General features: G+C 59.6%; 24 protein-coding genes, 1 tRNA gene and 1 other RNA gene. 13 read left to right on the top strand and 13 right to left on the bottom strand.

Features of this window, described 5'->3' with window-relative positions; genetic code table 11:
• Positions 1–13 precede the first annotated feature (13 nt).
• Positions 14–349 (top strand): hypothetical protein, encoded by a 336-nt coding sequence (locus CDUR_RS09410; RefSeq protein ID WP_051033984.1) that lies wholly within the window; start codon positions 14–16, stop codon positions 347–349.
• Between the two features lie 9 nt (positions 350–358).
• Here the strand turns inward: CDUR_RS09410 and CDUR_RS09405 are convergent, their stop codons facing one another.
• From CDUR_RS09405 to aceE, 3 genes are all read right to left on the bottom strand, one after another.
• A complete protein-coding gene (locus tag CDUR_RS09405) occupies positions 359–616 on the bottom strand; it encodes an acyl carrier protein (RefSeq protein ID WP_179418004.1) in 258 nt (85 codons plus the stop codon).
• Positions 609–1,202 carry a LiaF domain-containing protein gene (locus tag CDUR_RS09400; protein ID WP_040360199.1) on the bottom strand — a complete coding sequence of 198 codons (594 nt, stop codon included), beginning with the start codon at positions 1,200–1,202 and terminating at the stop codon, positions 609–611. Before CDUR_RS09400 ends, CDUR_RS09405 begins: the two co-directional genes overlap by 8 nt.
• A 71-nt stretch (positions 1,203–1,273) precedes the next feature.
• On the bottom strand, positions 1,274–4,012 hold the full coding sequence (gene aceE / locus CDUR_RS09395) for a pyruvate dehydrogenase (acetyl-transferring), homodimeric type (protein ID WP_179418003.1): 2,739 nt from the start codon (positions 4,010–4,012) through the stop codon (positions 1,274–1,276).
• A gap of 458 nt (positions 4,013–4,470) precedes the next feature.
• On the opposite strand from aceE, the gene CDUR_RS09390 reads away from it, so the two are divergent.
• The 5 genes from CDUR_RS09390 to CDUR_RS09370 all read left to right on the top strand — a co-directional run bounded on the left by CDUR_RS09390 (position 4,471) and on the right by CDUR_RS09370 (position 9,234).
• Complete coding sequence (locus CDUR_RS09390) at positions 4,471–4,905, top strand: DUF3052 domain-containing protein (RefSeq protein WP_006064005.1); 435 nt, start codon at positions 4,471–4,473, stop codon at positions 4,903–4,905.
• A 133-nt stretch (positions 4,906–5,038) separates the two neighbouring features.
• Positions 5,039–5,111, top strand: a tRNA-Val gene (locus tag CDUR_RS09385).
• A gap of 692 nt (positions 5,112–5,803) precedes the next feature.
• On the top strand, positions 5,804–7,141 hold the full coding sequence (locus CDUR_RS09380; protein WP_179418002.1) for a hypothetical protein: 1,338 nt from the start codon (positions 5,804–5,806) through the stop codon (positions 7,139–7,141).
• A 32-nt stretch (positions 7,142–7,173) separates the two neighbouring features.
• Positions 7,174–8,304: an acyl-CoA thioesterase/BAAT N-terminal domain-containing protein gene (locus tag CDUR_RS09375; protein ID WP_290207364.1), complete on the top strand. Its 1,131-nt coding sequence runs from the start codon at positions 7,174–7,176 to the stop codon at positions 8,302–8,304.
• Between the two features lie 9 nt (positions 8,305–8,313).
• Complete coding sequence (locus CDUR_RS09370) at positions 8,314–9,234, top strand: CobD/CbiB family cobalamin biosynthesis protein (RefSeq protein ID WP_179418000.1); 921 nt, start codon at positions 8,314–8,316, stop codon at positions 9,232–9,234.
• Here the strand turns inward: CDUR_RS09370 and CDUR_RS09365 are convergent.
• The 4 genes from CDUR_RS09365 to CDUR_RS09350 form a co-directional block, all read right to left on the bottom strand.
• On the bottom strand, positions 9,192–10,283 hold the full coding sequence (locus CDUR_RS09365) for a DUF4272 domain-containing protein (protein WP_179417999.1): 1,092 nt from the start codon (positions 10,281–10,283) through the stop codon (positions 9,192–9,194). The two genes, CDUR_RS09370 and CDUR_RS09365, sit on opposite strands and share 43 nt — an antisense overlap.
• A 27-nt stretch (positions 10,284–10,310) precedes the next feature.
• On the bottom strand, positions 10,311–11,249 hold the full coding sequence (locus CDUR_RS09360) for an SURF1 family cytochrome oxidase biogenesis protein (protein ID WP_290207359.1): 939 nt from the start codon (positions 11,247–11,249) through the stop codon (positions 10,311–10,313).
• 306 nt (positions 11,250–11,555) lie between these two features.
• A complete protein-coding gene (locus tag CDUR_RS09355) occupies positions 11,556–12,056 on the bottom strand; it encodes a low molecular weight protein-tyrosine-phosphatase (RefSeq protein WP_006063997.1) in 501 nt (166 codons plus the stop codon).
• Positions 12,040–12,687, bottom strand: coding sequence for an HAD-IA family hydrolase (locus tag CDUR_RS09350; RefSeq protein WP_290207356.1), 648 nt, complete (start codon positions 12,685–12,687; stop codon positions 12,040–12,042). The genes CDUR_RS09355 and CDUR_RS09350 overlap by 17 nt, the downstream gene beginning before the upstream one ends.
• Positions 12,688–12,720: 33 nt before the next feature.
• Between CDUR_RS09350 and cobC the strand changes: the two genes are divergently transcribed.
• The 5 genes from cobC (at position 12,721) to rnpB (ending at position 17,167) form a co-directional block, all read left to right on the top strand.
• On the top strand, positions 12,721–13,764 hold the full coding sequence (gene cobC, locus CDUR_RS09345) for an Rv2231c family histidinol phosphate aminotransferase CobC (RefSeq protein WP_179417997.1): 1,044 nt from the start codon (positions 12,721–12,723) through the stop codon (positions 13,762–13,764).
• Positions 13,765–13,769: 5 nt separating this feature from the next.
• Positions 13,770–14,921, top strand: coding sequence for a Nif3-like dinuclear metal center hexameric protein (locus tag CDUR_RS09340; RefSeq protein WP_179417996.1), 1,152 nt, complete (start codon positions 13,770–13,772; stop codon positions 14,919–14,921).
• Positions 14,918–15,610 carry a zinc ribbon domain-containing protein gene (locus CDUR_RS09335; RefSeq protein ID WP_179417995.1) on the top strand — a complete coding sequence of 231 codons (693 nt, stop codon included), beginning with the start codon at positions 14,918–14,920 and terminating at the stop codon, positions 15,608–15,610. The genes CDUR_RS09340 and CDUR_RS09335 overlap by 4 nt, the downstream gene beginning before the upstream one ends.
• Positions 15,607–16,722 (top strand): bifunctional RNase H/acid phosphatase, encoded by a 1,116-nt coding sequence (locus CDUR_RS09330; RefSeq protein WP_179417994.1) that lies wholly within the window; start codon positions 15,607–15,609, stop codon positions 16,720–16,722. Before CDUR_RS09335 ends, CDUR_RS09330 begins: the two co-directional genes overlap by 4 nt.
• 16 nt (positions 16,723–16,738) lie before the next feature.
• Positions 16,739–17,167: RNase P RNA component class A (gene rnpB / locus CDUR_RS09325), an RNA gene on the top strand.
• A 20-nt stretch (positions 17,168–17,187) separates the two neighbouring features.
• On the opposite strand, the gene CDUR_RS09320 is transcribed toward rnpB, so the two are convergent.
• Complete coding sequence (locus tag CDUR_RS09320; RefSeq protein WP_179417993.1) at positions 17,188–18,477, bottom strand: galactokinase family protein; 1,290 nt, start codon at positions 18,475–18,477, stop codon at positions 17,188–17,190.
• A 148-nt stretch (positions 18,478–18,625) separates the two neighbouring features.
• On the opposite strand from CDUR_RS09320, the gene CDUR_RS09315 reads away from it, so the two are divergent.
• Positions 18,626–18,826 carry a hypothetical protein gene (locus CDUR_RS09315; protein ID WP_006063989.1) on the top strand — a complete coding sequence of 67 codons (201 nt, stop codon included), beginning with the start codon at positions 18,626–18,628 and terminating at the stop codon, positions 18,824–18,826.
• A gap of 9 nt (positions 18,827–18,835) precedes the next feature.
• Here the strand turns inward: CDUR_RS09315 and CDUR_RS09310 are convergent, their stop codons facing one another.
• The 5 genes from CDUR_RS09310 to panB all read right to left on the bottom strand — a co-directional run bounded on the left by CDUR_RS09310 (position 18,836) and on the right by panB (position 23,198).
• Positions 18,836–20,386, bottom strand: a complete 1,551-nt coding sequence (locus CDUR_RS09310; protein WP_179417992.1) for a CYTH and CHAD domain-containing protein — start codon at positions 20,384–20,386, stop codon at positions 18,836–18,838.
• Positions 20,387–20,431: 45 nt separating this feature from the next.
• On the bottom strand, positions 20,432–20,941 hold the full coding sequence (locus CDUR_RS09305) for a mycothiol transferase (RefSeq protein WP_179417991.1): 510 nt from the start codon (positions 20,939–20,941) through the stop codon (positions 20,432–20,434).
• A 21-nt stretch (positions 20,942–20,962) separates the two neighbouring features.
• Entirely contained in the window at positions 20,963–21,385 is a 423-nt protein-coding gene (locus CDUR_RS09300) for a VOC family protein (protein WP_179417990.1), read from the bottom strand.
• Between the two features lie 37 nt (positions 21,386–21,422).
• Positions 21,423–22,196 (bottom strand): helix-turn-helix transcriptional regulator, encoded by a 774-nt coding sequence (locus CDUR_RS09295; RefSeq protein WP_179417989.1) that lies wholly within the window; start codon positions 22,194–22,196, stop codon positions 21,423–21,425.
• A 150-nt stretch (positions 22,197–22,346) separates the two neighbouring features.
• The gene (panB, locus tag CDUR_RS09290; protein WP_179417988.1) at positions 22,347–23,198 is read right to left on the bottom strand and encodes a 3-methyl-2-oxobutanoate hydroxymethyltransferase; all 852 of its coding nucleotides are present in this window, start codon (positions 23,196–23,198) and stop codon (positions 22,347–22,349) included.
• 81 nt (positions 23,199–23,279) lie between these two features.
• Between panB and CDUR_RS09285 the strand changes: the two genes are divergently transcribed.
• Entirely contained in the window at positions 23,280–24,620 is a 1,341-nt protein-coding gene (locus CDUR_RS09285) for a glutamine synthetase family protein (protein WP_179417987.1), read from the top strand.
• Positions 24,621–24,637: the final 17 nt, after the last annotated feature.

Genomic DNA, 24,637 nt, shown 5'->3' with positions numbered 1-24,637 from the left:
TTTGAGGACCACCGTGACCCAACAAACTTTGACACCGCGTACCCCGAACCTCGTCTGGGGAATCATTGACATCTCCGACATGCCTAAGCGCTTCCGCCTGGATGTTGAGCAGTTGTTTGTGGAGTATTTGCCCAGCCCCGCGCCCTCTGAAGATACCCGCGACTACGCCGCCATTGACGCTCTCAGCGCCGAATGGTTCACCCAGTGGCGTCGCTCCCGCTCCAACCCAGGTACTGTGTCCTGCCGTCAAACCCTGTCGGCGCACCCTGCCGAGCTGGAAGAATTGGAGCATGCGCTGGCCAAGTTCGCCTACGAGCAAGGCTTCACCGCGACAGTACGCCGTTTCTAAAGCGTGTCTCTAGGGGCGTGAGCTGAGGAAAGCGTAGATATCGTCAACAGTGCGGAACATCTGCGCGTCGGACTCCTCAATGCGCACTTTCGTGCTCTGCTCAAGCTGCACCGCAAGCGTGATAGCTGTGAGCGAGTCAATCCCTAGATCTTCGACGAGGCGTTTCTCAGGGCCAATATCCTCCGCCTCGACGCCCGCAGCTTTAGCAATAATTTGAGCCACCGCAGCATTTGGTCCCTGCTCGGTGGCTTTATGCTGTTCACCCATAAAACTTAGTAAACCATGACTTGCCGGGATTCTTGGCTTTCACCGTGCCAAAGATATTCGCACCGCGCAGTGTGATGCGCGGACCATTGGGGATGGTCGTTTCGGAGATAGTTACTTTATCCTCACCGAACACCGAAGCCACCTGGGATTCCACCATCACACCTGGGGGAACAATCACCTTAATCGTGCCGAATATGCACGTCACGTCCACAAGCGTTTCGGGTGCGGTGAGCGAAGCTTCACTCAAATCCAGCGTCACATCGCCAAATATGCACAATGCTTGCGCCATGCCGGGCAGGCGGAATCTACCCTTCCGTTTATGGGTGCCAAAGATGGCTACCAGTCGTGTTGGTATGTCTGTCGGCGGAGTAGCAGGTGCTGTCTGCACAGTTTGTTCCACCGACGAGTTCGGCACCACAGCTACTTCACGGGTAATGCGGTCAATGGTGGCAATATCGTCGGTTTCCCACACTGTGCCCACAAGGTCAGAAAATCGGCCAAGGTCCAGTCGACCATCGCCCACAGCCTGGGTGAGTTGTGCCTGGGCGTATTCTCTTTTGTCTTGAAATGGAACCGGAGACGTCATAGTAATAAATCTACCCAGATTCATAAAAAATCCCCCTTTCCGGTGGGAAAGGGGGAATAAAACCCTGATTCTTATACAGAGGTTGGGTCGGTGAGCTTGTACTTCTTCGCGGCGTCGTCAGCCACTGAAATATCAAGTTTGCCCTCGCGGGCCAGGGCGGACAGCACAGCTACAACGACCGATTCGGCGTCGATGTTGAAGTAGCGGCGTGCGGCGGGGCGGGTGTCGGAGAAACCGAAACCGTCTGCACCAAGAGTGGTGTAGTCGCCTGGAACCCACTTGCGGATCTGCTCTGGCAACGCAGTAGCAAAGTCAGACACAGCCACAAACGGACCGGAAACTCCAGAAAGTTTCTGGGCGACGAACGGTTCGGCAATCTGTGCCGCAGGTTCGCGGAGCTGCGCCAAATCGTGACGCTGACCGTCGCGGGCGAGCTCATTCCACGATGTCACGGAGAAGATGTTGGCGTGAACGCCGTACTCCTCGGCAAGTATATCGCGTGCCTGCAGTGCTGCCTGCATGCCAATACCGGAGGCAAGGATGGATGCCTGGTGTCCGCCGCTCTCTGCGGGCGAGTACAGGTAGATGCCCTTGTGCAGACCTTCAACATCCAGGTTCTCCGGTTGTGCGGGCTGAGGCGTGGGCTCGTTGTAGATGGTGAGGTAGTACATCACGTTCTCGCCACGACCAGGTCCATACATGCGGTCAATGCCCTCGCGGATGAGGTGTGCGACCTCGTAGGCAAATGCGGGGTCGTAGGACACCACGGCGGGGTTGGTGCCTGCGAGGAGAGGGGAATGTCCATCCATGTGCTGCAAGCCTTCGCCTGTGAGCGTCGTGCGTCCGGCTGTTGCGCCCAAAAGGAAACCGCGTGTCATCTGGTCACCTGCTGCCCAGATGGAATCACCAGTGCGCTGGAAACCGAACATGGAGTAGAAGATGTACAGCGGGATCATGGCGACGCCCTGGGTGGCGTAGGAGGTACCAGCGGCGATGAACGATGCCACAGAACCAGCCTCATTGATGCCTTCATGCATGATCTGTCCATCGACGGCTTCGCGGTAGGACAGCATCAAGTCATTATCTACCGGCGTGTAGTTCTGGCCGTGCGGGTTGTAGATCTTCAACGTGGGGAACCAGGAGTCCATACCGAACGTGCGAGCTTCGTCAGGAATGATCGGTACGAGGCGCTTTGATAGTTCCTTGTCCCGCATGAGTTCTTTGAAGGTACGTACCACGGCCATGGTGGTAGCCACCTTCTGCTTGCCAGACCCCTTGAGCAGCGGTTTCATGGTGCCTACGTCCGGCACGGTGAGGGGCTCGTAGTTGGTCCGGCGCTCTGGGAGGAAACCGCCAAGCTCTTTGCGACGCTCCAGCATGTACTTGATTTCCGGCGAGTCGGGGCCGGGGTTGTAATACGGCGGGAGGTAAGGATCTTTCTCGAGTTCAGCATCGCTGATCGGAATTCCCTGACGGTCACGGAAGTGCTTCAAGTCCTCCAGGGTGAGCTTCTTCATCTGGTGGGTTGCATTGCGGCCCTCAAAGTTGTGGCCCAAGCCGTAGCCCTTAATGGTGTGGGCCAAAATGACGGTGGGGCGGTCTTTGGTCTCCATTGCACGCTTGAAAGCGGCGTAGATCTTGCGGTAATCGTGGCCACCGCGCTTGAGCTTCCAAATTTCCTCGTCGGTCATGTCCTCGACGAGCTTCTTTGTCTTCTCGTCGCGGTTGAAGAAGAACTCGCGCACGTAGGCACCGTCGTTGGCGCGGAAGGTCTGGAAATCACCATCATGCGTGGTGTTCATCAAGTTGACCAGGGCGCCGTCCTTGTCCTTTTCGAACAGCTCATCCCATTCGCGGCCCCAGACGACCTTGATCACAGACCAGCCTGCTCCGCGGAAGAAGGACTCCAATTCCTGAATGATCTTGGTGTTGCCACGCACCGGGCCGTCAAGGCGCTGCAGGTTGCAGTTGATCACAAACGTCAGGTTGTCCAGGTTGTGCAGGGCAGCCATCTGGATTAGGCCGCGGGATTCCGGCTCATCCATTTCGCCGTCGCCAAGGAACGCCCACACGTGCTGCTGAGAGGTGTCCTTGATGCCACGGTTGTGCAGGTAGCGGTTAAACCGGGCCTGGTAAATGGCATCCATAGGACCGAGTCCCATAGACACGGTGGGGAACTCCCAGAATTCGGGCATGCCGTGGGGGTGCGGATAAGACGGCATACCGCCCTGCGGGCGGGATACTTCCTGGCGGAAGCCATCAAGGTCGTCTTCCGTGAGTCGGCCCTCTAGGAATGCGCGGGCGTACATGCCGGGTGAGGCGTGACCCTGGAAAAACACCTGGTCGCCGCCACCTGGGTGGTCCTTGCCGCGGAAAAAGTGGTTAAAGCCGACTTCATACAACGGCGCAGAGGACGCATAGGTGGAGATGTGTCCACCAACGCCAATTTCGGGGCGCTGCGCGCGGTGCACCATGATGGCCGCGTTCCATCGCATCCACCGGCGGTAGCGCTTTTCCAGTTCCTCATCGCCCGGGAAATCGGGTTCCATAGACGTAGGAATGGTGTTCACATAGTCGGTGGAGGTCAAAGGCGGCAATGCGACACGCTTGGCAGTAGCACGCTCAAGCATGCGCAACATTAAGAAGCGGGCGCGATCCGGTGTTGCTTCGGCAAGCAGCCCGTCAAGGGATTCCATCCACTCGGCGGTCTCCTCCGGATCAACGTCGTTAAGGTACGACGCAACGCCGTCACGAATGAGCGCGAAATTGCTGTCATCGTTTGGCGAGCCACCCAGTTTTTGGTCAGCCATCCTAAATCCTCCTGTAGGAATATTCCTGTCGATGCGTCTTTTCCAGGTTGATGGAAAGCCGCACTGGTCTATACAACACAATACGGGCACAGAGGTTTTAATGCTTATTTTTCCTCTCACAAAGCGTTGTTTTGGGCGGACATAAGGGGGTGCAGCGTGAGCGTAGAGTGTCTCATCTGCGGTGAGGGAGGCGGGGCGTCAATAAGCATCCGGCACCCTAGCCGCACATTTCCCTCCGGGGTGCTGGGGTGTCCGTGGGTGTGGGCAAAAGTCAGCAATTAACCCCAAATGGGGTAGGGTGGTGGTGCTGAAGATTTGAAAAAAAATCCATGTCCGTACCTACAATTCAGGTCATAACGGTACTGTCAATGGGAAACTATCTTTTCTACAATGGAACAGTGGGGAGGCGCAAATGTGCTGCAAAACCACGTCGCTAGATACTCAGGAGGATTGAAACAGTGGTGGACATTCCGGGCGCAACCAAAAACGGCGTCCAGGATTACGCAAAAACACTCGGCATCAAAGCTGGTCACACGGTACAGGAAGTTGGCTGGGATGATGACTGCGATAGTGCAATCAGCGAAGCAGTCGAAGACGCTATCGGTGCCGACCTCCTTGATGAAGATTCCTACGAACTCTGTGATGTCGTCCTCCTGTGGTGGCGTGACGACGACGGTGACCTCGTTGATGAACTTGTCGACGCTGTACGCCCCCTCGCCGACCACGGGCGTATCTGGCTACTTTCGCCCGCCGCTGGCACCAAAGGTGAACTTGCTCCAGGCGTGGTATCTGAATCCGCACAGCTCGCCGGCCTAGTACAAACCAAAGCGGAACGCCTCGGGTCCTGGCAGGGATCATGCCTCGTGCAGCGCGGTGCGGCGAAACGCAGCTAGGTGTTGCGCTTCGGCCTTGGGCTGGTTGGCTTTTGGGTACTGTGAACTGCTGATTTGTAGAGTTTTGGAAATGTGTTAGTATCTTTCGAGTCGCAGCATTATTGATTGCATGATGCATATCGCTGCAGCGCACGCGCCTTTAGCTCAGCTGGAAGAGCAGCTGGTTTACACCCAGCAGGTCGGCGGTTCGAACCCGTCAGGGCGCACAAGATCTGTGTAACACAAAAGCCCCTCATTGTGAGGGGCTTTTGTGTTGGGAGGGGGGGCAAACCGTCAGGTGCGGAAATGCTCAGCCTCGCAAAATATGCTTATGGTCAAGCACGAAAATGGAGTGTTGTGCGGCTTGGGGATAAGCATATTTTCACGCTTGTCATGTAGGTCCACTGCTAGGTACGAAAACAGGGTGTTTCCGCACCCAGCAGTAGACCTATCTTTATGCAAAAGTTTGCACTAACGGTGTTCAAGGCTTTCCCGTTCGCCGCGCTCTATCAAACTGCCACTTTTCCTGGGTTTTTGGCAGTTTGGTGGATCGTCGCCAGCCGCGTAGCCAGCGTGCTCTGTCAAACTGCCCGCCCCTGCACAGCGCGTATACCCGCCAAGCCTGACAACATCCAGCACTCCCGACCGGAGCGTATACACACTTCACAAGATTCCTAAAGTAATCCCCACGTCCGCTAGAAACCTAAGAAAAATGCCCTCAGCGCCAGCCTGGCAGGGGGTGGCATTTTCCAGGCATTTTAATAAAAACCGGGGGTAAAGCTTAAAATAAATTAAGAAAAAACCTGGTAAAACCTTAACCTTTGTAGTGGTTGTTCTACTGAAGCTTGCCGGGTGTTAGCAGCGTCCGCACGTGTGAGTGAGCGGTAGGGCATCCTCAAAGGATAAGGAGAAAACACGCATGCAGGCATTCGATTCAATACGCCACACCATGCTGGTGCGTAGAGTCGCCGTCCTGTGTGTTGTGTTTGCCTTGGTAGCCCTGTCTTGTCGCCCATTTCCAGCGCAGGCGCAGGCAGGCGCAACGCGAGGCGACAGGAGCGGCGAGTTTGGAACGAGCGTTACAGTCGTGCCGTCGGCAGAGGGGAAGATGCCGGCGGTCCGGTTTGATTGGGTTGTTCCCGCAGGTACGCAGCTCATTCCGGGCGATAATGTCACGATTAGCCTTCCTGACTGGTTGGAGCCCGTCCGCATGGTGCAGCAGGATCAGCCGAATGTGCGGTGTATATCAACGCAAGCATCTACAGCTGTGACCTGTACTTTCATCGATGTTTCCACTCCGTCGGCAGACATTTTGGGCTCGGTCGAAGTTCCGGTAGCTGTCAAGAATGCCAACGATTCTGCACTGGTGCGGTGGGGAGGTCGAGCATTTGACCTTCGAAAAGAACTTGCCGCCAACCACGTCAACCAAGCCATCCCAACAATCCCACCGGCAGATATCGTTGAGGCGGCACATCAGCAACCGAATGGTCGCTGGGATGTGATTGCCTCGGCAAGGCAGTCCCGTTCGGGTCGGATCGTGGTGGAGTCTAGCAAGGCTGACCAGGGTTTTGTTGAGGTGCGGCGTCGTGACGCAGGTGCAGCGTATGACCGTGGGACGTGGGAAGACGCGGCGTCGACACGCTGCCAGCCAGGTGGCGACCTTCATGCCCAGCAACTGGGGTGTGCGCAGCGTGTTTTCCTGGCGGATTCCGCAGGTGAGACGTATTTTGCGGGCGCGGCGGGGGAGCGGGTGTCTGTGTGGTCGCTGGCGGGGGCACTGACGGTGGTGATTGATAATCCGGTGCGGGGTGCTGCGTATCGTGTGCAGTTTGCCTCGTCACTGCCGGACCCGGTGATTTACGTCAATGGCGTGGATGTATCAGCTCCTGCGGTATCGTCTGTACGCCCGACAGCACCAACGGGGTCAGCTGCAATATCGCAGGTCAGACGGGGTACGTGGTACCATTCGCTTTTGGCCGCAGTGCAGTTGATTCCGTGGGCATTTGATGTGTTAGTACCTCATCATGAGTCAACCGAACCCTCGATTAAAGTGACTCCTGTCACGTCATCGGAGTTGACTGCTTCGCTTGCGGATACGGACATCGCCACCTCGACCGAGACAGTGGACAGGTCGTATGCAGCGAATACGGGTGCGTCGATAGTAGGGCTTGTGTTGTTGTCATTGTTGGTGATTCTTGGCGGGACCGCATTTGTGTTACGTGGTCGCTCCACTAAAGGTGAGCTACTGGCCAAGTGAGGGGACTAGCATCGAACTCCATGGAACTGGTTGTGAGATCAATTAGTGGGATTAATTCCCCGTTGGTGATTCGAGTTCAGGACGCGCAGCCAGGCGAACGGGTGCGCATCCACGTCTCTGCGGTAGACGCAGAGAAACAACCCTGGTCGAATGAGCAGGTGTTTCATGCTGATGAGCATGGTGTGGTGGATGTTGCGACATCGTTTCCTGAAAGCGCGCTATGGTCGCCACCGCATCACTGTGGACTGCTGTGGACAATGCGTCCCGACAGCATCGGCACGAATGATGGGGAAGCGGGTGCGTTCGAACTGAACGGCTTGGCGTCAGTGCACATCCACGTGAAAGCCCGCTCGGAAGAGGAAGGCTGGGGTGCGTTGGTGCAGCGCACAATCGCCCGTGAGGTGGAGGAATGCGCAGCGCCGAAAGGTTGCTCCGGGTTCAGCCCCAATCACCGGGCACCCGGGGTCTTGCTGCTTGTTGACACCCCACCAGCCACCGCCTCTGCTAGTGCCGCCGCCCTCGCGCATCATGGGTTCACGGTCTTCTACTGCCCGGAAATCCCGGCGGATCGTCTTCCTGAACTCGCAGCAGAGATCCACGAGCACGAGCGTGTTGACTCAGAGCTGCCGCTCGCGCTGGTGGCGCAGGGCAGGAGCTGCGCCGATGCCATTCACCTGGCAAGCACCCATCCCGATCTCATTGGACCTGTGGTGGCACATTCCCCCAGTGACGTGCACTGTGATCGGCCCGGTTTTTCCGCCTTTATGAAGTCCGCAGTGACTGGCCATCCGGCGAAGCTGTGGGACTTTTACCAGCATGCCCACGCCAAAGCCACGCCGCTTGATCTTAGTGGCATGACCGGTCCGCTTCTGCTCACTGCAGGCACCGATGATGCCGTGTGGGACAGCGTCGGTATGTCTACCAACCTGGAAAAAGCTGCCCGCGAGCACAACATTGAGGTGTTCTGCGTTGAATATCCAGCAGCCGGTCACGCCAGCGGATACCCTTTCTGCTTCTCAGGGTTGCCCGCGACAACAGTGATCAAGGACCATGGGCATCGCATTGCTGTGGGTGGTGATGCCGATGCCAACGGTCGTGCCGCCCACAACTCCCGTGAGCAGGTCATCAGTTTCCTGTCCTCGGCTTTTGGCATTTCAGACTAGTCTGTCGGTATGGACCATGCTAGTGGAATTGCAGCGGGCATTCTGGCTGATCGACTGATTAAAGACCCCCAGCGCTACCATCCGGTGGCGCTGTTCGGTCAGTACGCGCTGTGGTGGGAGCGCCGTTTGTACCGCGACAACAAAGTCGCGGGAGCAGTGTTCGCGGCGGTCTGTGTGCTGCCACCGACCCTGGTGGCAGCGGGCGTCGCCAAGCGGGCACCACGGCTAGCTACTGCGGTGGCGCTGTGGGCGGCGCTGGGGGGTACGAGCCTGGAGCGTACCGGCATGCGGATGGCGCAGGCGCTGGAATCCGGCGATGAGGATGCGGCCCGCGGCTGGGTTCCGTGGCTGTGCTCCCGCGACCCCGAGCTTCTCGACGCTCCCGGCATGGCTCGCGCCGCCGTCGAATCCGTCGCGGAGAACACGTCGGACGCCGCCATTGCGCCGCTGGTGTGGGCAGCGGTGGCGGGCGCGCCGGGTGTGGTGGCACATCGCTGCGTCAACACCTTGGATGCGATGGTGGGGTACCGCAACGAACGGTACCGCAATTTCGGCTGGGCCGCCGCGAAGCTCGACGACGCCATGGCCTGGGTTCCGGCCAGGCTTACCGCAACAGTCCATACTGGTTTCGCCGCTCTTCACGGTCGAGGTGCTGCGGCGCTGCGGGCGTGGCGTGACGACGCCCCGTCGCACCCTAGCCCCAACGCCGGGCCAGTGGAGGCGACGGCCGCTGCCGCGCTCGGGGTGCGGTTGGGCGGGCCGACGGCGTATGCACACGGCGTCGAAAAGCGGCCCTATCTGGGCGAGGGGCCAGCGCCTACGGTGCAAACCGTCCGGGAGGCCGTGCGACTATCGCGATGGACGCAGCTGGCGGTCGGGGCCATGGCCTACGTGTTTAAATCCACGTCATCCCAGGTGCTCAAGGGGTGATGCAGCCACGAGAATGCGTGATGGCGCTCCAGCAGGATGCTACAGTGCACGTTTTCAAACACAGGTGGTGAGTTCTCTGGGTTGACGTCCTGGTCCACGGCGTACCAGCGCTGTGAGTAGGTGCTTTCGTAGCCGTCGCAAATGTGGAACGTGTCAATCAAGCGGTGAATGTCATACAACTCGTCGGGGTTTTCCTCCAGCGTTGTCAGGCGATCAACGTTGGCGGGTTCCAATACCATGGGGTCCATACTCACTTTGCCGAGCACCCATCCCAGCACTGTCGCGGACTCCCACCGCCACACTAACTGCACCGCAGCTTCCTGGGTTGACTTGCCGTACTTGCCGAACTTCTTCTGCGACTCCTTTGCCACCGTATCAATAAACGCCAGCTCAGTGGGGGTGAAATCGTAGGGCGAATTACTCATCACTGTGTAAATATTCTTCGCCGTGTTCTTATCCCCATCCAGCACCGCCGCTGCCAAATGAGCAACAATCACCAAAGCGCGGAAGCGGCTAGCCACCTCCTGGGTGGACCGCAACTGCACCTCCATCTCTGAGCGCACCGGCGGCAACGACTGTGGCACCGACATGCCCTTCTTCCCCAAATCGGTGCGGATACGTTCACTCCTAGACTTGGACAAGGGGTGAATCGGGGCGAATTTTTTGGTGTTCGGGTCGAGCAAATTCACGCCGTCGGCGTTGTAAATACCGCCGTCGTTGAGGAAAAAGATCGAGTTCGTCGCCCGTGCCCACTCTTTGAAATCCTTCAGATCTTCAGGCTCGAACGACGCATCCCGCTCAAACACGTACTGGCTACGCGTCTCCCTGATGTGCTGGGAGATGCTGTGGATAAACGCGTTGTACTCAATACCCTGCGTGATCCAAAAATCGATGGCGTAGCCTAGAAAGCCATTCAAGTGATCCTGGAAATCAGAAATCTCCTGGTTAGTGCCGGTCACGGTGGATCGGTACTTAAAATAAGTAGCCCCTGGACCAGTCCAGGGGATCTCTTGGACAACCGTGGAGTAGGCGTTAATGAAAGTTGTCATGAACTCAATGCTAGTTGATAAGAAAAGCTAAAAACGTTCCTCGTTCCTCCTAGCAATCTTACTGTAGTGATCAACTCGGGCGCCGCCATACCTGCTACGGAGCTTCGCCTCTGCTGGCGACTCGGGTTCTTGCTGGTCTTTCTCGTCCTGCTGTTCGAGTGGCGTTTGTTGCTGTTCTTGTAGTGCTTGTTGCTCTTCTTGTTCGCGTCGGCGCTCGCGCATCTCCGCCCACACGAAATACCCCAACCCGAGTGGGGCCATGATGCCAAATGCAATCCACTGGATGCCATAGGACAGGTGCGGACCCGAGTCCAGTTGTGGCAATGGGATGGCCGATAATGTACCTGGCTGCCCATCACTTAGTTGGACGTAATCTTTCCCCAGTTCAAGATGGGTGAGGTCAGCGATCTGCTGGGAATTGATGCCCGACACTTGCAACCGACCCTGATCTGTCAGCGGCTCATGGGATGGTGGCGGCTCGTCCAAGCGGGCATACCCCACGATGGTGACCTCCTCGGACGGGGCCGCTGGGATGTCTGGCACGTTGTCCTGATTGGCTGGTACAAAGCCACGATTCACCAGCATGATCTCACCACTGTTCAGGCGAAATGGGGTCAGCGCCTGAAAAGCAGGTGACGAGTTGACTGGACGCAAACGTAACAGCACTTCAGACTCCGGCAGGTAATGACCGGTCATGCTCACACGACGCCATTCCTTGCTGTCAGCGACCTCGCCCCGCTTAGTGAAAATCTCTGACAACGGCACCGGGTCCGTCTCAAACGCAGCCTCAATGTTGTGATTGCGTTCCGTTTTCGCCTCGTTCTTGTGCAGTTGCCACGGTGCTAGCACCGTGAAGGCAAAATAGGCGAAGATCAGCACCGCCGCAGCGGTGAACACCCAACCAGGCTTCAAAAATGTTTTCCACACGCTGCGCTGGGTGCTGGGATGAGGGCGCGCACTGTTCACGATTCCTTATTCTAGGATGCCTGTGAAAAGGGTGCGTGTGGTGGTGTTGGGCTACTGAGAACTGTCGGGGTTGTGGTCTACGGAAGTGCACGCCCAGACGGCCCTTGACCTGGGGTTTTACCGTAGTTACGGTCGACCCTGCACAATGTGCTTATGCTCAAGCACGAAAACACCCCGTTTTGCGACCTGGGGATAAGCATACTTTTATGCAACCGTTTGCACTAACGTTGTTCAATGCTCTGCGTAGCCCATGATCCATCACACTGCCCGCCCATCCGCATAAAACCACTGCAGTCCCCGAACCCCTCACCGCTTAGAGGAATGTTCCAGCCTTTCCTTGACCCAGTCGATCATCCCAGGCATGGCGGCGTCGATTTGTGTGCGCACTTCGGTGAAGGCGGCAGCATTGCTGTAGTAGGGGTCGTCAACGTCGGCACCACGGGGAGAGGATGGGTCGAAGGAGCGGAGCAGGCGGATTTTTTCGGAGGGAATTCCGTGGCGCACAAGGTCGTGAATGTGCCCGTTGTCCAGGGCCACAAAGAGGTCGGCATCGTCGTGTTCGGGGCCAAGCTGGGCGGCTCGGTGCTGTGTGCCGTCGTGTCCAGAAGCTTGAAGTTCCGCGATGGCGCGCCGGTCAGCGGACTGGCCAACATGCCAGCCACCAATACCGCAGGAACGTACGAGGACATCGTCGGTGAGGTGGGCGTCGTCAAGCGCGTCGCGGAAGATGACATCAGCCATGGGGGAGCGGCAGATGTTTCCCGTGCAGACGAAGACGATGTAGAGGCTTTCAGTGTGCCCAGTCATGGATGATCCTTTCGAGTTCTGCGGGGGTGTCGGCGACGCGGTGGGCGTGCTGATGTTCCTCAGCATTGCCGTATCCCCAGGTAACGGCCACGGTGGGGATGTTAAATTCGGCAGCGCCGGTGATGTCGTGGATGCGGTCGCCAATCATGAGAATATCTGAGCCCTCGTCCAGCCCCACATTGTCCAGAACGTGCGCGATCACGTCGCGTTTGCTTCGCCTACCACCATCTGGACCTGTCGCGGCACCGATAAACGTGAAAAGCTCTGCGAGTTTGTGGTGTTCGAGTATTTTCTCGGTGATGGGCTGGGATTTTGAGGTGGCGGTGCAGAGCTGGAATCCCTGGTCCTTCAAACTCACTAGCAGGTCACGGATACCAGGATAGGGCGCACTCATGGCCCAACCCGTGGTGTCGTAATGCTCCATGTAGCGGCGGAGAGTGGCGCGGTTGTCCTCGGGCGTCAGGCCGAGCCGGTTGAGGGTTACTTCCAGCGGTGGGCCGGGCACGCTGCGCAGGAAGTCCTCGGAGGGGCGGGGATGCCCTCCCTGGTCAAGGGCATGAACAAAGCTGGTGATGATGCCTGGGTAGGAGTCAATGAGGGTTCCGTCAACGTCTAAGAGGAGAGTTTTCACGTGTTTTAGTGTGGCAGACGTACACTGTTGCAGGTGAATGGCTGTGATGTGTCGGACGAGTTTCTGCGGTTCCATGGCGATGTTGACGCCGCAAACGCACACCTTGATTTTGCGGTGAACGTGCGAGGGACCGAGCCCCCGCCCTGGTTGTTGGAGGCCTTGACGGAGGAACTGAGCAATATAGCCAGCTACCCTTCAGCACAGACGGAGCAGCAGGCCCGGCAGGCCGTGGCCGATTTTCATGGCATTCCGGCCTCGCACGTGTTGCTGTTGGCGGGCGCTGCGGAGGGGTTTTCGCTGCTGCCGCGCTTGGTTCCCGCGGGCGGTTCGGCCCTGGCGGTGCACCCAAGCTTCACCGAACCGGAGTACGCCCTGCGCGCAGCTGGGGTGCCGGTGGTGCGCTTGCTTCTCGACGCCCCGTTTACCCTCTCAGCCAGTCTCCCCAACGGCGTCGATATGGCCGTGGTGGGTAATCCCACCAACCCCACCGGCGTGTTGCACGACCCGGCGCGCCTGCTCACCTGGGATGTTCCGCATCTGGTGGTGGATGAGGCATTCATGGATGTGGCGGGGGAAGAGCATTCCCTAGCGGCTCGCGTGGTGGATAATCCCCAGCTAATTGTGCTGCGTAGTTTGACCAAGACGTGGGCGTTGGCGGGTCTTCGGTGTGGGTATGTGCTGGCGCAGCCCGAGGTGCTGGCGCGACTGTCTGCTGGGCGTCCGCATTGGCCATTGGGAAGTGTGCAGCTGCGCGCCATCGCTGAGGTGATGCGCCGGGGTCCTGCTGCCGCAGAGCAGATAGCGGGTGATGTGGCCAGGGAGCGCGCCGCGATGGTCAGGTACCTGGAAGACGAGGGGTTTCGGGTTGTGGCGGGGTCGTCGGCACCGTTTGTGCTGGTGCGGCCGCCCACCCTGGACCCGGAGTCGGCGCGGCTGCGGTTGTTGGACAGGGGCGTCGCGGTGCGGCGCTGCGATACATTCCCGGGCCTGGACCAGGGTTTTTGGCGTTTGGCTGTGCGTGACATGGACGCGGTGCAGCACTTGTTGGAAGAATACAGGCAGGTTGTGAAGGAGTGAGTTGTATGACGACGGTGGCTGACATTCGTGCCATTGTGGAGGAGGCGTATCCTCCGCACCTTGCGGAAAGTTGGGATAAGGTCGGCCTTATCTGCGGGGATCCGGCGGATCGGGTGCATAAGGTGGTGTTTGCGCTGGATTGCACCCAGGAAGTGGCGGAGCGCGCCGTGGAGGCGGGGGCACAGATGCTGGTGGTGCATCACCCGTTGTTGCTTTTTGGTACGCACACGGTGGCTGCGGACACTCCGAAGGGGAGGATTATCCATACGCTGATTCGTCATGGGGTGGCGTTGATGGCGGCGCATACGAACGCGGATTCGGCCCGCCCGGGGGTGAATGATCGGCTTGCGGAGCTGCTGGGAGTCACGCCGGAGCGTCCGCTGGAACCCAAGAACACGTCCACCGTGGATAAGTGGGGTGTGATGGTCCCGCTGGATCATATCGATGAGGTGAAAGCGGCCGTGTTCGCCGCCGGGGCCGGTGCAATTGGGGATTACCGGGAATGCGCGTTCGAGTGGTCCGGGCAGGGGCAATTCCGCCCGGTTGATGGCGCGAATCCCACGCTGGGTCAGGTGGGCAGTGTGTTCACAGGAACGGAAACCAGGGTGGAATTCGTGGCGCCAACGGGACGTCGTCATGCGATCATGGTGGCGTTGCGAGAGGCCCACCCGTATGAGGAGGTGGCGTTTGACGTGGTGGAGCTGGAATCCACAGAGGATCTTTCCACCGCCTGTGGCCTGGGGCGTATCGGGGACTTGCCGGAGCCAATGAGGCTCGCTGATTTTGTGCAGCGCGTGGCCGACCGCCTGCCTGCCACAAAGTGGGGTGTTCGTGCAGCGGGTGACCCGGAGCGCATGGTGCAGCGCGTGGCCGTGTCTTCGGGCGCGGGGGACAGTCACCTGGCGGCGGCGAAGGCCCTGGGTGCGGACGTGTTTGTGACCTCGGATTTGCGCCACCACCCGGTTGATGAGGCGCTGCGCGACGGCGGACCGGCGATCATTGATACTGCGCACTGGGCCAGCGAATTCCCCTGGTGTGAGCAGGCTGCCGAACTGGTCGCCCGCGAAGCCTCCGTGGAGGTGGAGGTTCTGAACATCCGCACCGACCCCTGGACCATCTCAGCACACCCCACCCACACAGAAAGCACACGATCATGAAACTCGCCTTCGAACTCCAACGCAGCCTGCTGGAACTGGCCACCCTGGAACGCGCCGGGGATTCCCCGGTCGTCTCTGAGGAACAACAGAAACGCGACAGGCTAACCAAGGAACTAGCCGACGCCCGCTCAGTACTAGGCACCTCCCAGGTCAATATTTCCGACATTGAGGTGGATATTCGCCGCATCGAAGCCGACATGTCCAAGCTGCGGCAGCGCGAAAAAGCCAACAAGGCTGGCCTGGGTGCCGCCGTTGATGTGGAACAGCGCCGCGACCTGCAACATGACTTGTCCACCACTTACCGTCGCCTCGACGACCTGCGCGGTGAGCTGAAGGAATGCCACGATGAGCTGCACGCCCTGCGCGCGACGGCGGAACGTCACAAGGCTCGAGTGGCGGAACTCAGTGATGCGCTTGATCGCATCACCGTCCCCACCGACAACCGTGCCGAACGCATCAGCGAGCTCCGCGCGCTTTTCGACGCCGCGACACTCGCCGACTACGACGACCAGGTTGACGTGTACGGGGTTGGGGCCGCCGCCTTTAACGGCCGCGCCTGCGGGGGCTGCTTCATTGTGCTGCCGCCGACATCGGTGAGTCAGATCCGCAACGCGCCCGCCGATGACGTTCCCCGCTGCCCCGATTGCGGCACCTATCTGGTGCGCACCACGGCGGGAGATGCCCAATGAAAGTGCAGATCAAAGCCGACGGCGGCAGCCGCGGCAACCCCGGCATCGCAGGCTCCGGGACTGTGCTTTACGATGCTTCTGGCACGGTGCTGACCAGCATCGCCGATTACGTGGGCACTGCTACCAACAACGTCGCCGAATACCGCGCTCTGCTTAACGGATTGGAAGCTGCCCGCGACCTCGGGGCCACCGAGGTGGAGGTGCTCATGGACTCCAAACTCGTTGTCGAGCAGATGAGTGGGCGCTGGAAAATCAAGCACCCCGACATGAAGGAACTCGCGCTGAAAGCCCAGGCCATTGCGCGGGATTTCGATGCCATCAGCTACACCTGGATTCCCCGCGCCGAAAACTCCGAGGCCGACGCCCTGGCCAACCAGGCCATGGATGCGGGCGCGGCGGGGGCGCCGATTGGGATTGTTGCTGGCGGTGAGGACGAAGCGGAGGAAGGAACCGACGGCAAAACGCATACCACCTGTCCCACCTCGTGGAACGGTGCCACCACGGAGCCGACCCGGCTGATCCTGCTGCGGCACGGACAAACCGAGATGTCTGCGGCCCGACAGTATTCCGGGCGCAGCAACCCTCCACTGACGCAACTGGGGACGCAGCAGGCGGCAGGCGCGGCGCGTCGATTAGCAGCGCGGGGTGGCATTGATGCGATCGTGGCTTCGCCGCTGACTCGAACCATGGAGACGGCGCGGGCGTGCGGTGATGCGTTAGGTCTGCCCGTGGCCAGTGTTGATGGCCTGATCGAATTGGATTTCGGTGAGTGGGACGGCCTTACCTTTGCGCAAGCACATGAGGCCAACCCAGAGGCGCACAGTGCCTGGCTATCCGATACCAGCATCGTCCCTCCCGGTGGCGAATCCCTTGATGCTGCCTACCAGCGCATCAGTGCCGTGAAAGACGAACTATGCAAGGACTACGCGGGTAAAACCGTGCTGGTGGTTTCCCATGTCACACCCATCAAGGCGCTACTGCGCATGGCTCTTGGCGCTGGGCCTTCACTGTTCCACTGCCTACACCTGGATCTCGCGTCGATCTCCATTGCGGAGTTCTATGCCGATGGCCCCACAGTAGTTCGGCTGGTCAACGACACCTCTCACCTGTAAAGTAATGCCGTGCGAATGAGCCAGTCGGGTGGACGCGGCACACGTATCAGCATTGATCATGTATGTGACTATGCGTTTGACGTGGCGTCGAGGAAAGTCCGGACTCCACAGAGCACGGTGGTTGCTAACAGCAACCCAGGGTGACCTGCGGGATAGTGCCACAGAAAACAAACCGCCTCCCGCCTGCGCGAGGAGGTAAGGGTGAAACGGTGCGGTAAAAGCGCACCAGCGCGTCAGGCGACTGGCGCGGCTCGGTAAACCCCACCGGGAGCAAGGCAAGAGGGCGTACCAGCTGCGGTATGCCTGCGCGGACATAGGCTGCTCGCCCAGTCTGCGGGTACGCTGCTTGAGGCCGCCAGTAATGGCCGGTCCAGATGGATGTTCACCACTTCCCGTCGCTGCATGGCGGGGAGGACAGAATCCGGCTTAGAGGCTGACTCATTCGCCCAACAACGTGTAAGCTGCTTAGGCCGCTGTTCCGGGTCGCAGCTCGATGACCTCTAGGCCGTCGTCTACTAGGTCGGCGGCGAAATTCCTCGCGTGGGTGGCCTCCACCACCGCGATCACGGCGTTGCTCACCCCTGCGTGGGCGCTGCGGGCCGTCACCGCGCCCCGACTCCGGCACAGCTGAGCTAACGCTGAATCGGTACCACTGACGGAGTAATCATCATTCAGGGCGCGTTGTGAGGCCGCCACAATATCGGATAATTCCGCCACGTTACGGGAACGTAGCAGCGGTACCATCGACTGTGCGCGTCGGGTCTCGGCCTCGAAAAACTCCAGCCAGCGGGTCGCTTCCTGCAAGCTGGGTACCCCACTAGGACCGTGCACTTTATGTACAGCTTCCAGCCAGTCACGTACGCGGGGGGCGGCATCGGGCAGGTGCCGCAGCGACTCCACACCAAACGCGCGGGTGGCCTTATCAATGAAGTCAAGGCGGCGGGCCATTTCCTCGGGTATCTGCCCGCCCGGATTATGTGGTGTATTGACCGCAAACACCACAGTGTTCCGGCTCGCAATGTGCGGCGTGTGCGTAACCGACTCATCCTTGTAGTCCACCACGGAAATCTGCCCGTCCATACTCCGTAATGCGACGGTGTAGCGCGCCCGCAGGGCGGGGGTCGCGGAGAAAATAGCGGCCGATTGGAAGCATGCTTCGGCGACACGGACGCGCAGTGGGTAGTCACCACGGTTTTCATCGTCCACTACCAGCGCCGACGCAAAGGCGACCTCGGCGGCGGCATGCACGCCCAATCCCCAGTCAACGGGTGCTTCCGACTCCACCGCGATGTTAAACCCTGGCGTGTCCCGCGGCAGCAGCTGTCGGAAAATCAACGACCATACCACGCCGCCCAGGCGCTCCGGCCACGAACCATGCGGCGAGGGTACGCTCTCCGTTTTGTCCCGCGCGTCCAGCACAGAGAACGCGAAATCGCTCACGTCACCCATGGCAATATGGTTGGGTTTTGCGCCGTTCACGCTCACACTGATGTTGTTATCGCTGCGTGGCGATGCCGCGATACCCACCCGCAGGTCGCTTGATGCAACAAGCACGATGCCCCCCACCACGTCGACATGCTCACCCAATAGCGACCACGTGGTGGGGGCGCTGGCCACCAGCGTGGGTTCCGAACCGAAAATGGCGGTATGGCCAGCTTTCACCCGATCACACACTGAGCCTTCTGCGGAACCCTTTGCGGAGCCTGCCGAAGACGAATCCGAGTGATCACCAGGTTGCTGCGGGGAAATGGTCATCGCGAAAACAAGCTCCTAGTGTGTAAGCCAAAAGACGACATGTTTACTGCGTTCACTGTAGCGTGAACGGCAGGGGTGGTTAACGTGGACATCACGAGCGACCCCATCCTAACGTACAACCGTAACGCCCACAGACAGGAGAGCAACCATGTCAGATACTGACAACCAGTGGTACTTTGACCTCGCGACCGGGGTGGTCAGTCAAGGCAAAGCCGGAAACTGGACGGACCGCATGGGGCCTTACGCCACCGAAGCAGAGGCACGCGACGCCCTCGCCCTGGCAGCGGAACGCACTCGCCAGGCCGACGAGTATGACGAAGCGGGCAAAGACGACTACGACAAAGCCTAACTTTTAGGTCTACTTTTTCTTCATCAGTTTCTTGTAGGCTGTGCGGACTGCGGCGAAGCCGTCCTCGTAGCCCATGAGGGCGTCCTCGCTAGCGCGTTGTTCGTGCTGGTAGAGCACGCCGTAGCTGAACGTATCCTCACCATGGGCACGCGCGTCCTTAGCAAGGCGTAGTACCACGTCGCGGGTGGTCACGTGGTCTTGGAAATCGCCCAATACGGTCTGTAGGTTTTTGCAGGCCAAGTAGAGTTTCTTGGTATTTAATCCTGTGGTTTGGCCTGCGGCTTCGGCGGAGTAACGCAGCCGTTTGGCTGCTTTGCGCACATTGTGGATGTTCCTTTCCCGTTGTTCCAACGGTAGGTCGGTGTCGGACCACTCAGCGATGGCTTTTGTGTGACGGTTGAGCAGCAGCTCGTAGGCACTGCCCAGGTGCTGGAGCAGGATTTTCCGCGCTGCACCGCCTTTTCCACTGGTGACGGTGGGGGAGGCGAGAAGATTGTCGAGGTCTGCCAGTAGGGCAAAGTAACGTGGGGAATTCAGGAACGTCACGGCATCGGAATGGGCGGTGCGGTAGGCATCGGACATGCTACTGGTGATGCGCGTGTGGGTCGGGGCGTCGACAAGCGGGGCGAGTGCAGTAAGGCGTTCTCCGACTACTTCCGCATCGCGGGCGACTCCGAGAACCCCAGCGAGGTGCTTAAGTTCGCTGCCCAGGTGCGTGTAGTTCTCGTTGGTGATGATGCCGTCGAAAGTGCGCATGTGGCTGCGGAGCTCGCGGGTGGCTACGCGCATCTGGTGCACCGAATCCCAGTCGTCGCGGCGCACGGCCGGGTCCATCGCCACCAGCCGGTCTCGGTTGGCGGCCAGTGCCTGCAACACCGCCGCAGCTGGGGAACCCTTTTTGAGTTTCTTCACTGTCGGCGGGGTGGGGGCGTTGGCGATGGAATCCCCGAGCGCCGTCGCAAGCTTCGAGGGGCTATCGGCAGCCACCGCCCCCTTATCGACGATCGCGCTGGTCGCTGCCTCCAGAATCCGTTGCGCGTCGTCGGTGTAGGCCGAGCCCACCTCCACTTCCCATTCCCGCCAGCTGGTGCGCTCACCGTGGGGGAGGAGGGACCAGGCGGTGACGTGATCGTCGCAGAATTCCGCGATGGCGGTACCGTCCGCATCGTGCAGCACGGTTTCGTGGCGCTCGTTATCCACCTGCGCGACGGGGGCGAGCGGCAGGTCACGGACCAGGGATCTGACCGGTCCGAGCAGGTCCGGCGGTGGAACATCGGTGGCGGCATCGGGGCCAAGATCAGCCTGGAGCTCCATGCGGTGCGTCCCCTGCTTCGGTAATTTCAGGTGCCAGCCTGCGTCTTTTCCACCTGTCCGGCGGCGCAAGGTTATTTTGTTGCGGGTAAGCCGAAGGTCCTCGGTGTCAAAGTAGACAGCCGAAAGGAAGTGAATATCCGAGGATTCGGACACCACCCCCTCGATTGCGCCAGCAAGCTCCGGCGGTTCAGTCTCTGGGGTGGCGGCGAATTTGACTTCAATCTCAGTGTGCGCATCCGTGTTCATAACCCCTGTTTACCAGTTTTTCTGCAGGCAGGGGCGGTTTTGTGGCTATCCCAGCATTCCGTGAATGTAGGCGGCTTGCCCGGCGTGCTGGGCGGCGTCATCAATGATGCTGACCACCCGCACACCACGGGTGACGTGTGGGGTCCAGTGCGTATCAATGACATCGTTGAGCACATCGGGGGTGAGGCTGCGAACGTAGGCGATGGTCGCCTCGGTGGCCTGGTCCAGGTATCCGAGCAGCAAGGACAGGTCGGTGACGTGCACGCGGGCGGCCTCCTCGGGGGTGTGGCTGTAGCCCATTGAGTTGCGCGGCAGGTCAAGGTTGAAACGGTCCACCCAGCCCTGTGAGGTCCAGACCTCGGGGGTTCCCGCGAGCGCCGCGATCTGTAGGTCCTGCTCACGGGCGGTGTGCCACGCCAGCCAGGCGATGGAGTTGGCATTCTGGGCGGGCCGCCAGTTGGCTTGCTCGGGTGTCACTTGGGAAAGCACGTCGTGGAAGACGTCTCTGCTTCGTTGCGCTGCGTCTGCTAAAAGGTCACCTAAGTACTCTGACATGCCTTCCCAGCCTACCTGGGTCTATGTTTCGTGTTCGTACATGATGTTCCAGGCGATGCCGAAGCGGTCGATGCAGCTGCCGTCGTAGTAGCCGTACGGGGCGTCGACAATCGGGCGGATGATGGTGCCACCCTCGGCGAGGGCGGCAAAGATGCGGTCGGCATCCTCGCGTGTGTCGGTGAAGTGGTGCAGCAGTACGGGGGATTGGTTGGTGGAAGGGGTGATGGGGCTGGTGCTGTCGCTGCCCATCAGTGTCATGTTGGGTAGTTCGAGGGCTGTGTGGGCAATCAGATCGGCTTGCTCGTCTTCGGCGGGCAAGCCCATGGCGGCCATGTCCGCAAAGGTGAACAAGGCAGTGCGCTGCCCGCCGAAGAGTGCTTCGTAGAAGTCGAAGGCTTCACGTGTTGTACCAGGTAGCATGAGGTAAATATTGAATGTTCCCATGCTCCCAAGGCTATTGAACGCCGTGCCGCGCCGCTTATTATGAATTGCGGTTTTTCAGCAGGTGCCGCATCGTCAGGATTGGGAAGTTCATGGTGATGGGCGGGTCCTGCGGCGCGGGTGGCCGCATGTCCAGCGCGAATGTGGCACCGGAGTCGTTCGGGAAGGCGAGTTTGCGTTCCACGCGCTGGCGCAGGTTATCGCGCAGCGCGCGGGCGGGGTTGGCGCTGTAGCGGAGTTCACAAGCCAGCAAGTAATACTCGCCGGGCGGGATGTTGGTGAAGGTGCAGGAGGTGCGACCAACAAGCGCAGCCCCGACCACGGGCATGCCCTTGGGGATGGCCGTGGGGAACAGACCCACGCAGGTGACATTGGAGCTGTAGCCATCGGGGTAATGCGTAGAGACGGACAGCGTGTTGTTGGTGGTCACTTTGCTTTGGCGATGCACCAGCAGGCCATCCCGGTTGGCAATTTTCTGTAAAACTGCCTGCGCTTTTGACGCTTCCTTGGGGTAGTCACGTGCCGTCACACCGGTGTGTTTTTTGAACGTGTTAGAGAAGGTACCAAGGCTGCTGTAGCCCGCGGCGAGGGCGCTGTCCGTGACGCTCATCCCGTGGTCCATGATCTGTTCGATGCCGCGCTGGATGCGTAGTGCTTCAATGCACTCACGGATGCTGTACCCGGCCTGGTTTTTAAATTCGCGCGATAGGTGGAAGGCGCTGTATCCGTGTTCCTGGGCGATGCGACTAAGGGTCGGCTCGTCGTCGTCCCAGAGATGAGTCCTGAGGTAGCTGACGATTCGACAAATGTCCACTTAAATAATCCTGTTTTTTAGAGAAATATTTTTTGAGAAAAAGATCAGTTGTGGCTACGCTACCAGGAATAATATTTCGGGTGCAATTCTATTGCTGAGCGCCTGTCATGGGGTGGATAACACGGGTGTAACACCCACCCCGCCCCGCACTTAGTAGGCGTGCTCCTCGCCGGGAAAGTCCCCACTGGCTACGGCGTCGCGGTAGTCCCGCGCGGCGTCGGTAAGCGCGGCACCAATGGCACCGAATCGGCGGACAAACTTAGGCGCGAAGCCACCGGCGGGCAGCTCCACCATGTCCTGCCACACCAGCACCTGGGCGTCTGTCTCCCGGCCGGCGCCGATGCCGATGGTGGGAATGGGTAGGTCGCGCGTCACTTCTGCGGCGAGGTCGGCGGGCACCATCTCCAGGACCACGGCGAAGGCACCCGCTTCGGCGACGGCGCGGGCGTCGGCACGCAGGGCATCAGCGCCGCCCGCGCGGCCTTGGACCTTAAATCCGGAGAGGCTGTGCACCGATTGCGGGGTGAACCCAATGTGCGCCATCACGGGAATGCCTGCGTCCACCAGCGCGCGAATGCGGGGGGCAATGCGCACACCACCTTCTATTTTGACGGCGTGGGCACCGGATTCCCGCATCATCCGGGCGGCGCTCAGTACCGCCTGCTCGTCGGATGCCTCATAAGTACCAAATGGGAGGTCTGCCACCACCAGTGCCTTTCCGGCGCCCCTGACGACGCCCCGGGCCAGCGGAATCATTTCGTCCAGCGATACTTCCGTGGTGGTCTTGTAACCGTAGATGACGTTCGCGGCGGAGTCCCCAACCAGAAGAACCGGAATATCTGCTTGGGACATCGCCTGAGCGGTGGAGTAATCGTAGGCGGTAAGCATCGCCCATTTTGAGCCCTCGGCTTTCCACGACAGCAGGTCGGAAATGCGCACGGGTTTGGTGGGGGTTGCTGGAGTCGGGGGCGTGGCGGGGGTGGAGCCGGTGTCTGAATTCATGGTTAAAGTGTGTCACTATTTTTTACCTGTCACCAACCGTGTGTCCACGGCGAGTCGGGTGCGCGCGGTAGATTTGTAAGAATGAACAGCCAACAGGAATTTGTGCTTCGTACCGTCGAGGAACGTGACATCCGTTTTGTACGGCTGTGGTTCACCGACATTCTGGGTTATTTAAAGTCGGTGGCGGTGGTGCCTGCTGAGCTGGAAAACGCCTTCGGGGAGGGCATTGGGTTCGACGGCTCGGCTATTGAGAGTTTTTCGCGCATATCCGAGTCCGATACTATTGCGCTTCCTGATCCATCAACGTTCCAGTTGATGCCCTTTGAGCAAAACGGCACGGACCGCAGCATTGCCCGCATGTTTTGCGACATCACCATGCCGGACGGACAGCCCTCCTTTGCTGACCCCCGCCAGGTGCTGCGCAGACAGTTGGCCTCGGCCGCGAGCGATGGTTTCACCTGCTACGTCCATCCTGAGATCGAGTTTTTCCTGGTAGATTCGATTAACACCCAGGGGCAGCCCCCAACGCCTACGGATAATGGCGGCTACTTTGATCAAGCGGTGACGGACAAGGCCCCGCATTTCCGCTTTGATGCCATCTCCGCGCTAGAAGACATGGGCATTTCCGTTGAGTTCAGCCACCACGAAACCGCCCCCGGCCAGCAGGAGATAGACCTGCGCTTTGCTGACGCCCTGACCATGGCCGATAACATCATGACCTTCCGCTATCTGATCAAAAAGGTGGCGTTGAAAAACGGGGTGCGGGCCACATTCATGCCCAAACCCTTTGCAGGCTACGCAGGCAGCGCCATGCACACCCATATTTCCCTGTTCGAGGGCGATAGCAACGCCTTCCACGATCCCGATGATGAGTTCAGCCTGTCCACCACGGCGCGGCAGTTCATCGCCGGTATTTTGCGGCATGCCCCCGAGTTCACGGCGATCACCAACCAATGGGTGAATTCCTACAAACGCATCATGTTCGGCAACGAGGCGCCCCGCGCCGCCACGTGGGGAGTGTCCAACAGTTCGGCGCTGGTGCGTGTGCCCACCTACCGCCTGGGTAAGGGATCTTCCCGGCGCGTTGAGGTGCGCAGCCCTGACTCCGCCTGCAACCCCTACCTGGCTTATGCAGTGATTCTTGCCGCCGGGCTGAAAGGTGTCCGGGAAGGCTATGAGCTCACCGAGCCTGCTGAAGAGGACATTTCCAAGCTCACCCGGCGCGAACGCCTCGCCTTGGGGTACCAGGATTTGCCGGGCAGCCTGGACCATGCGCTGCGGTTGATGGAGGGCTCCGAACTGGTTGCCGACACCCTGGGTGAGCACGTGTTTGAGTATTTCCTGCGCAATAAGTGGCGGGAGTGGCACGACTATCAGGCGCAAATCTCCTCTTGGGAGCTGCGCACCACACTGGACTACTAGAAAACTACTGGGAAACT

The sequence above is a fragment of the Corynebacterium durum genome (assembly GCF_030408675.1).
GTDB lineage: Bacteria > Actinomycetota > Actinomycetes > Mycobacteriales > Mycobacteriaceae > Corynebacterium > Corynebacterium durum.
The sequence above is the reverse complement of the archived record's forward strand: the minus strand, read 5'-3'. Positions and strand labels throughout refer to the sequence as shown.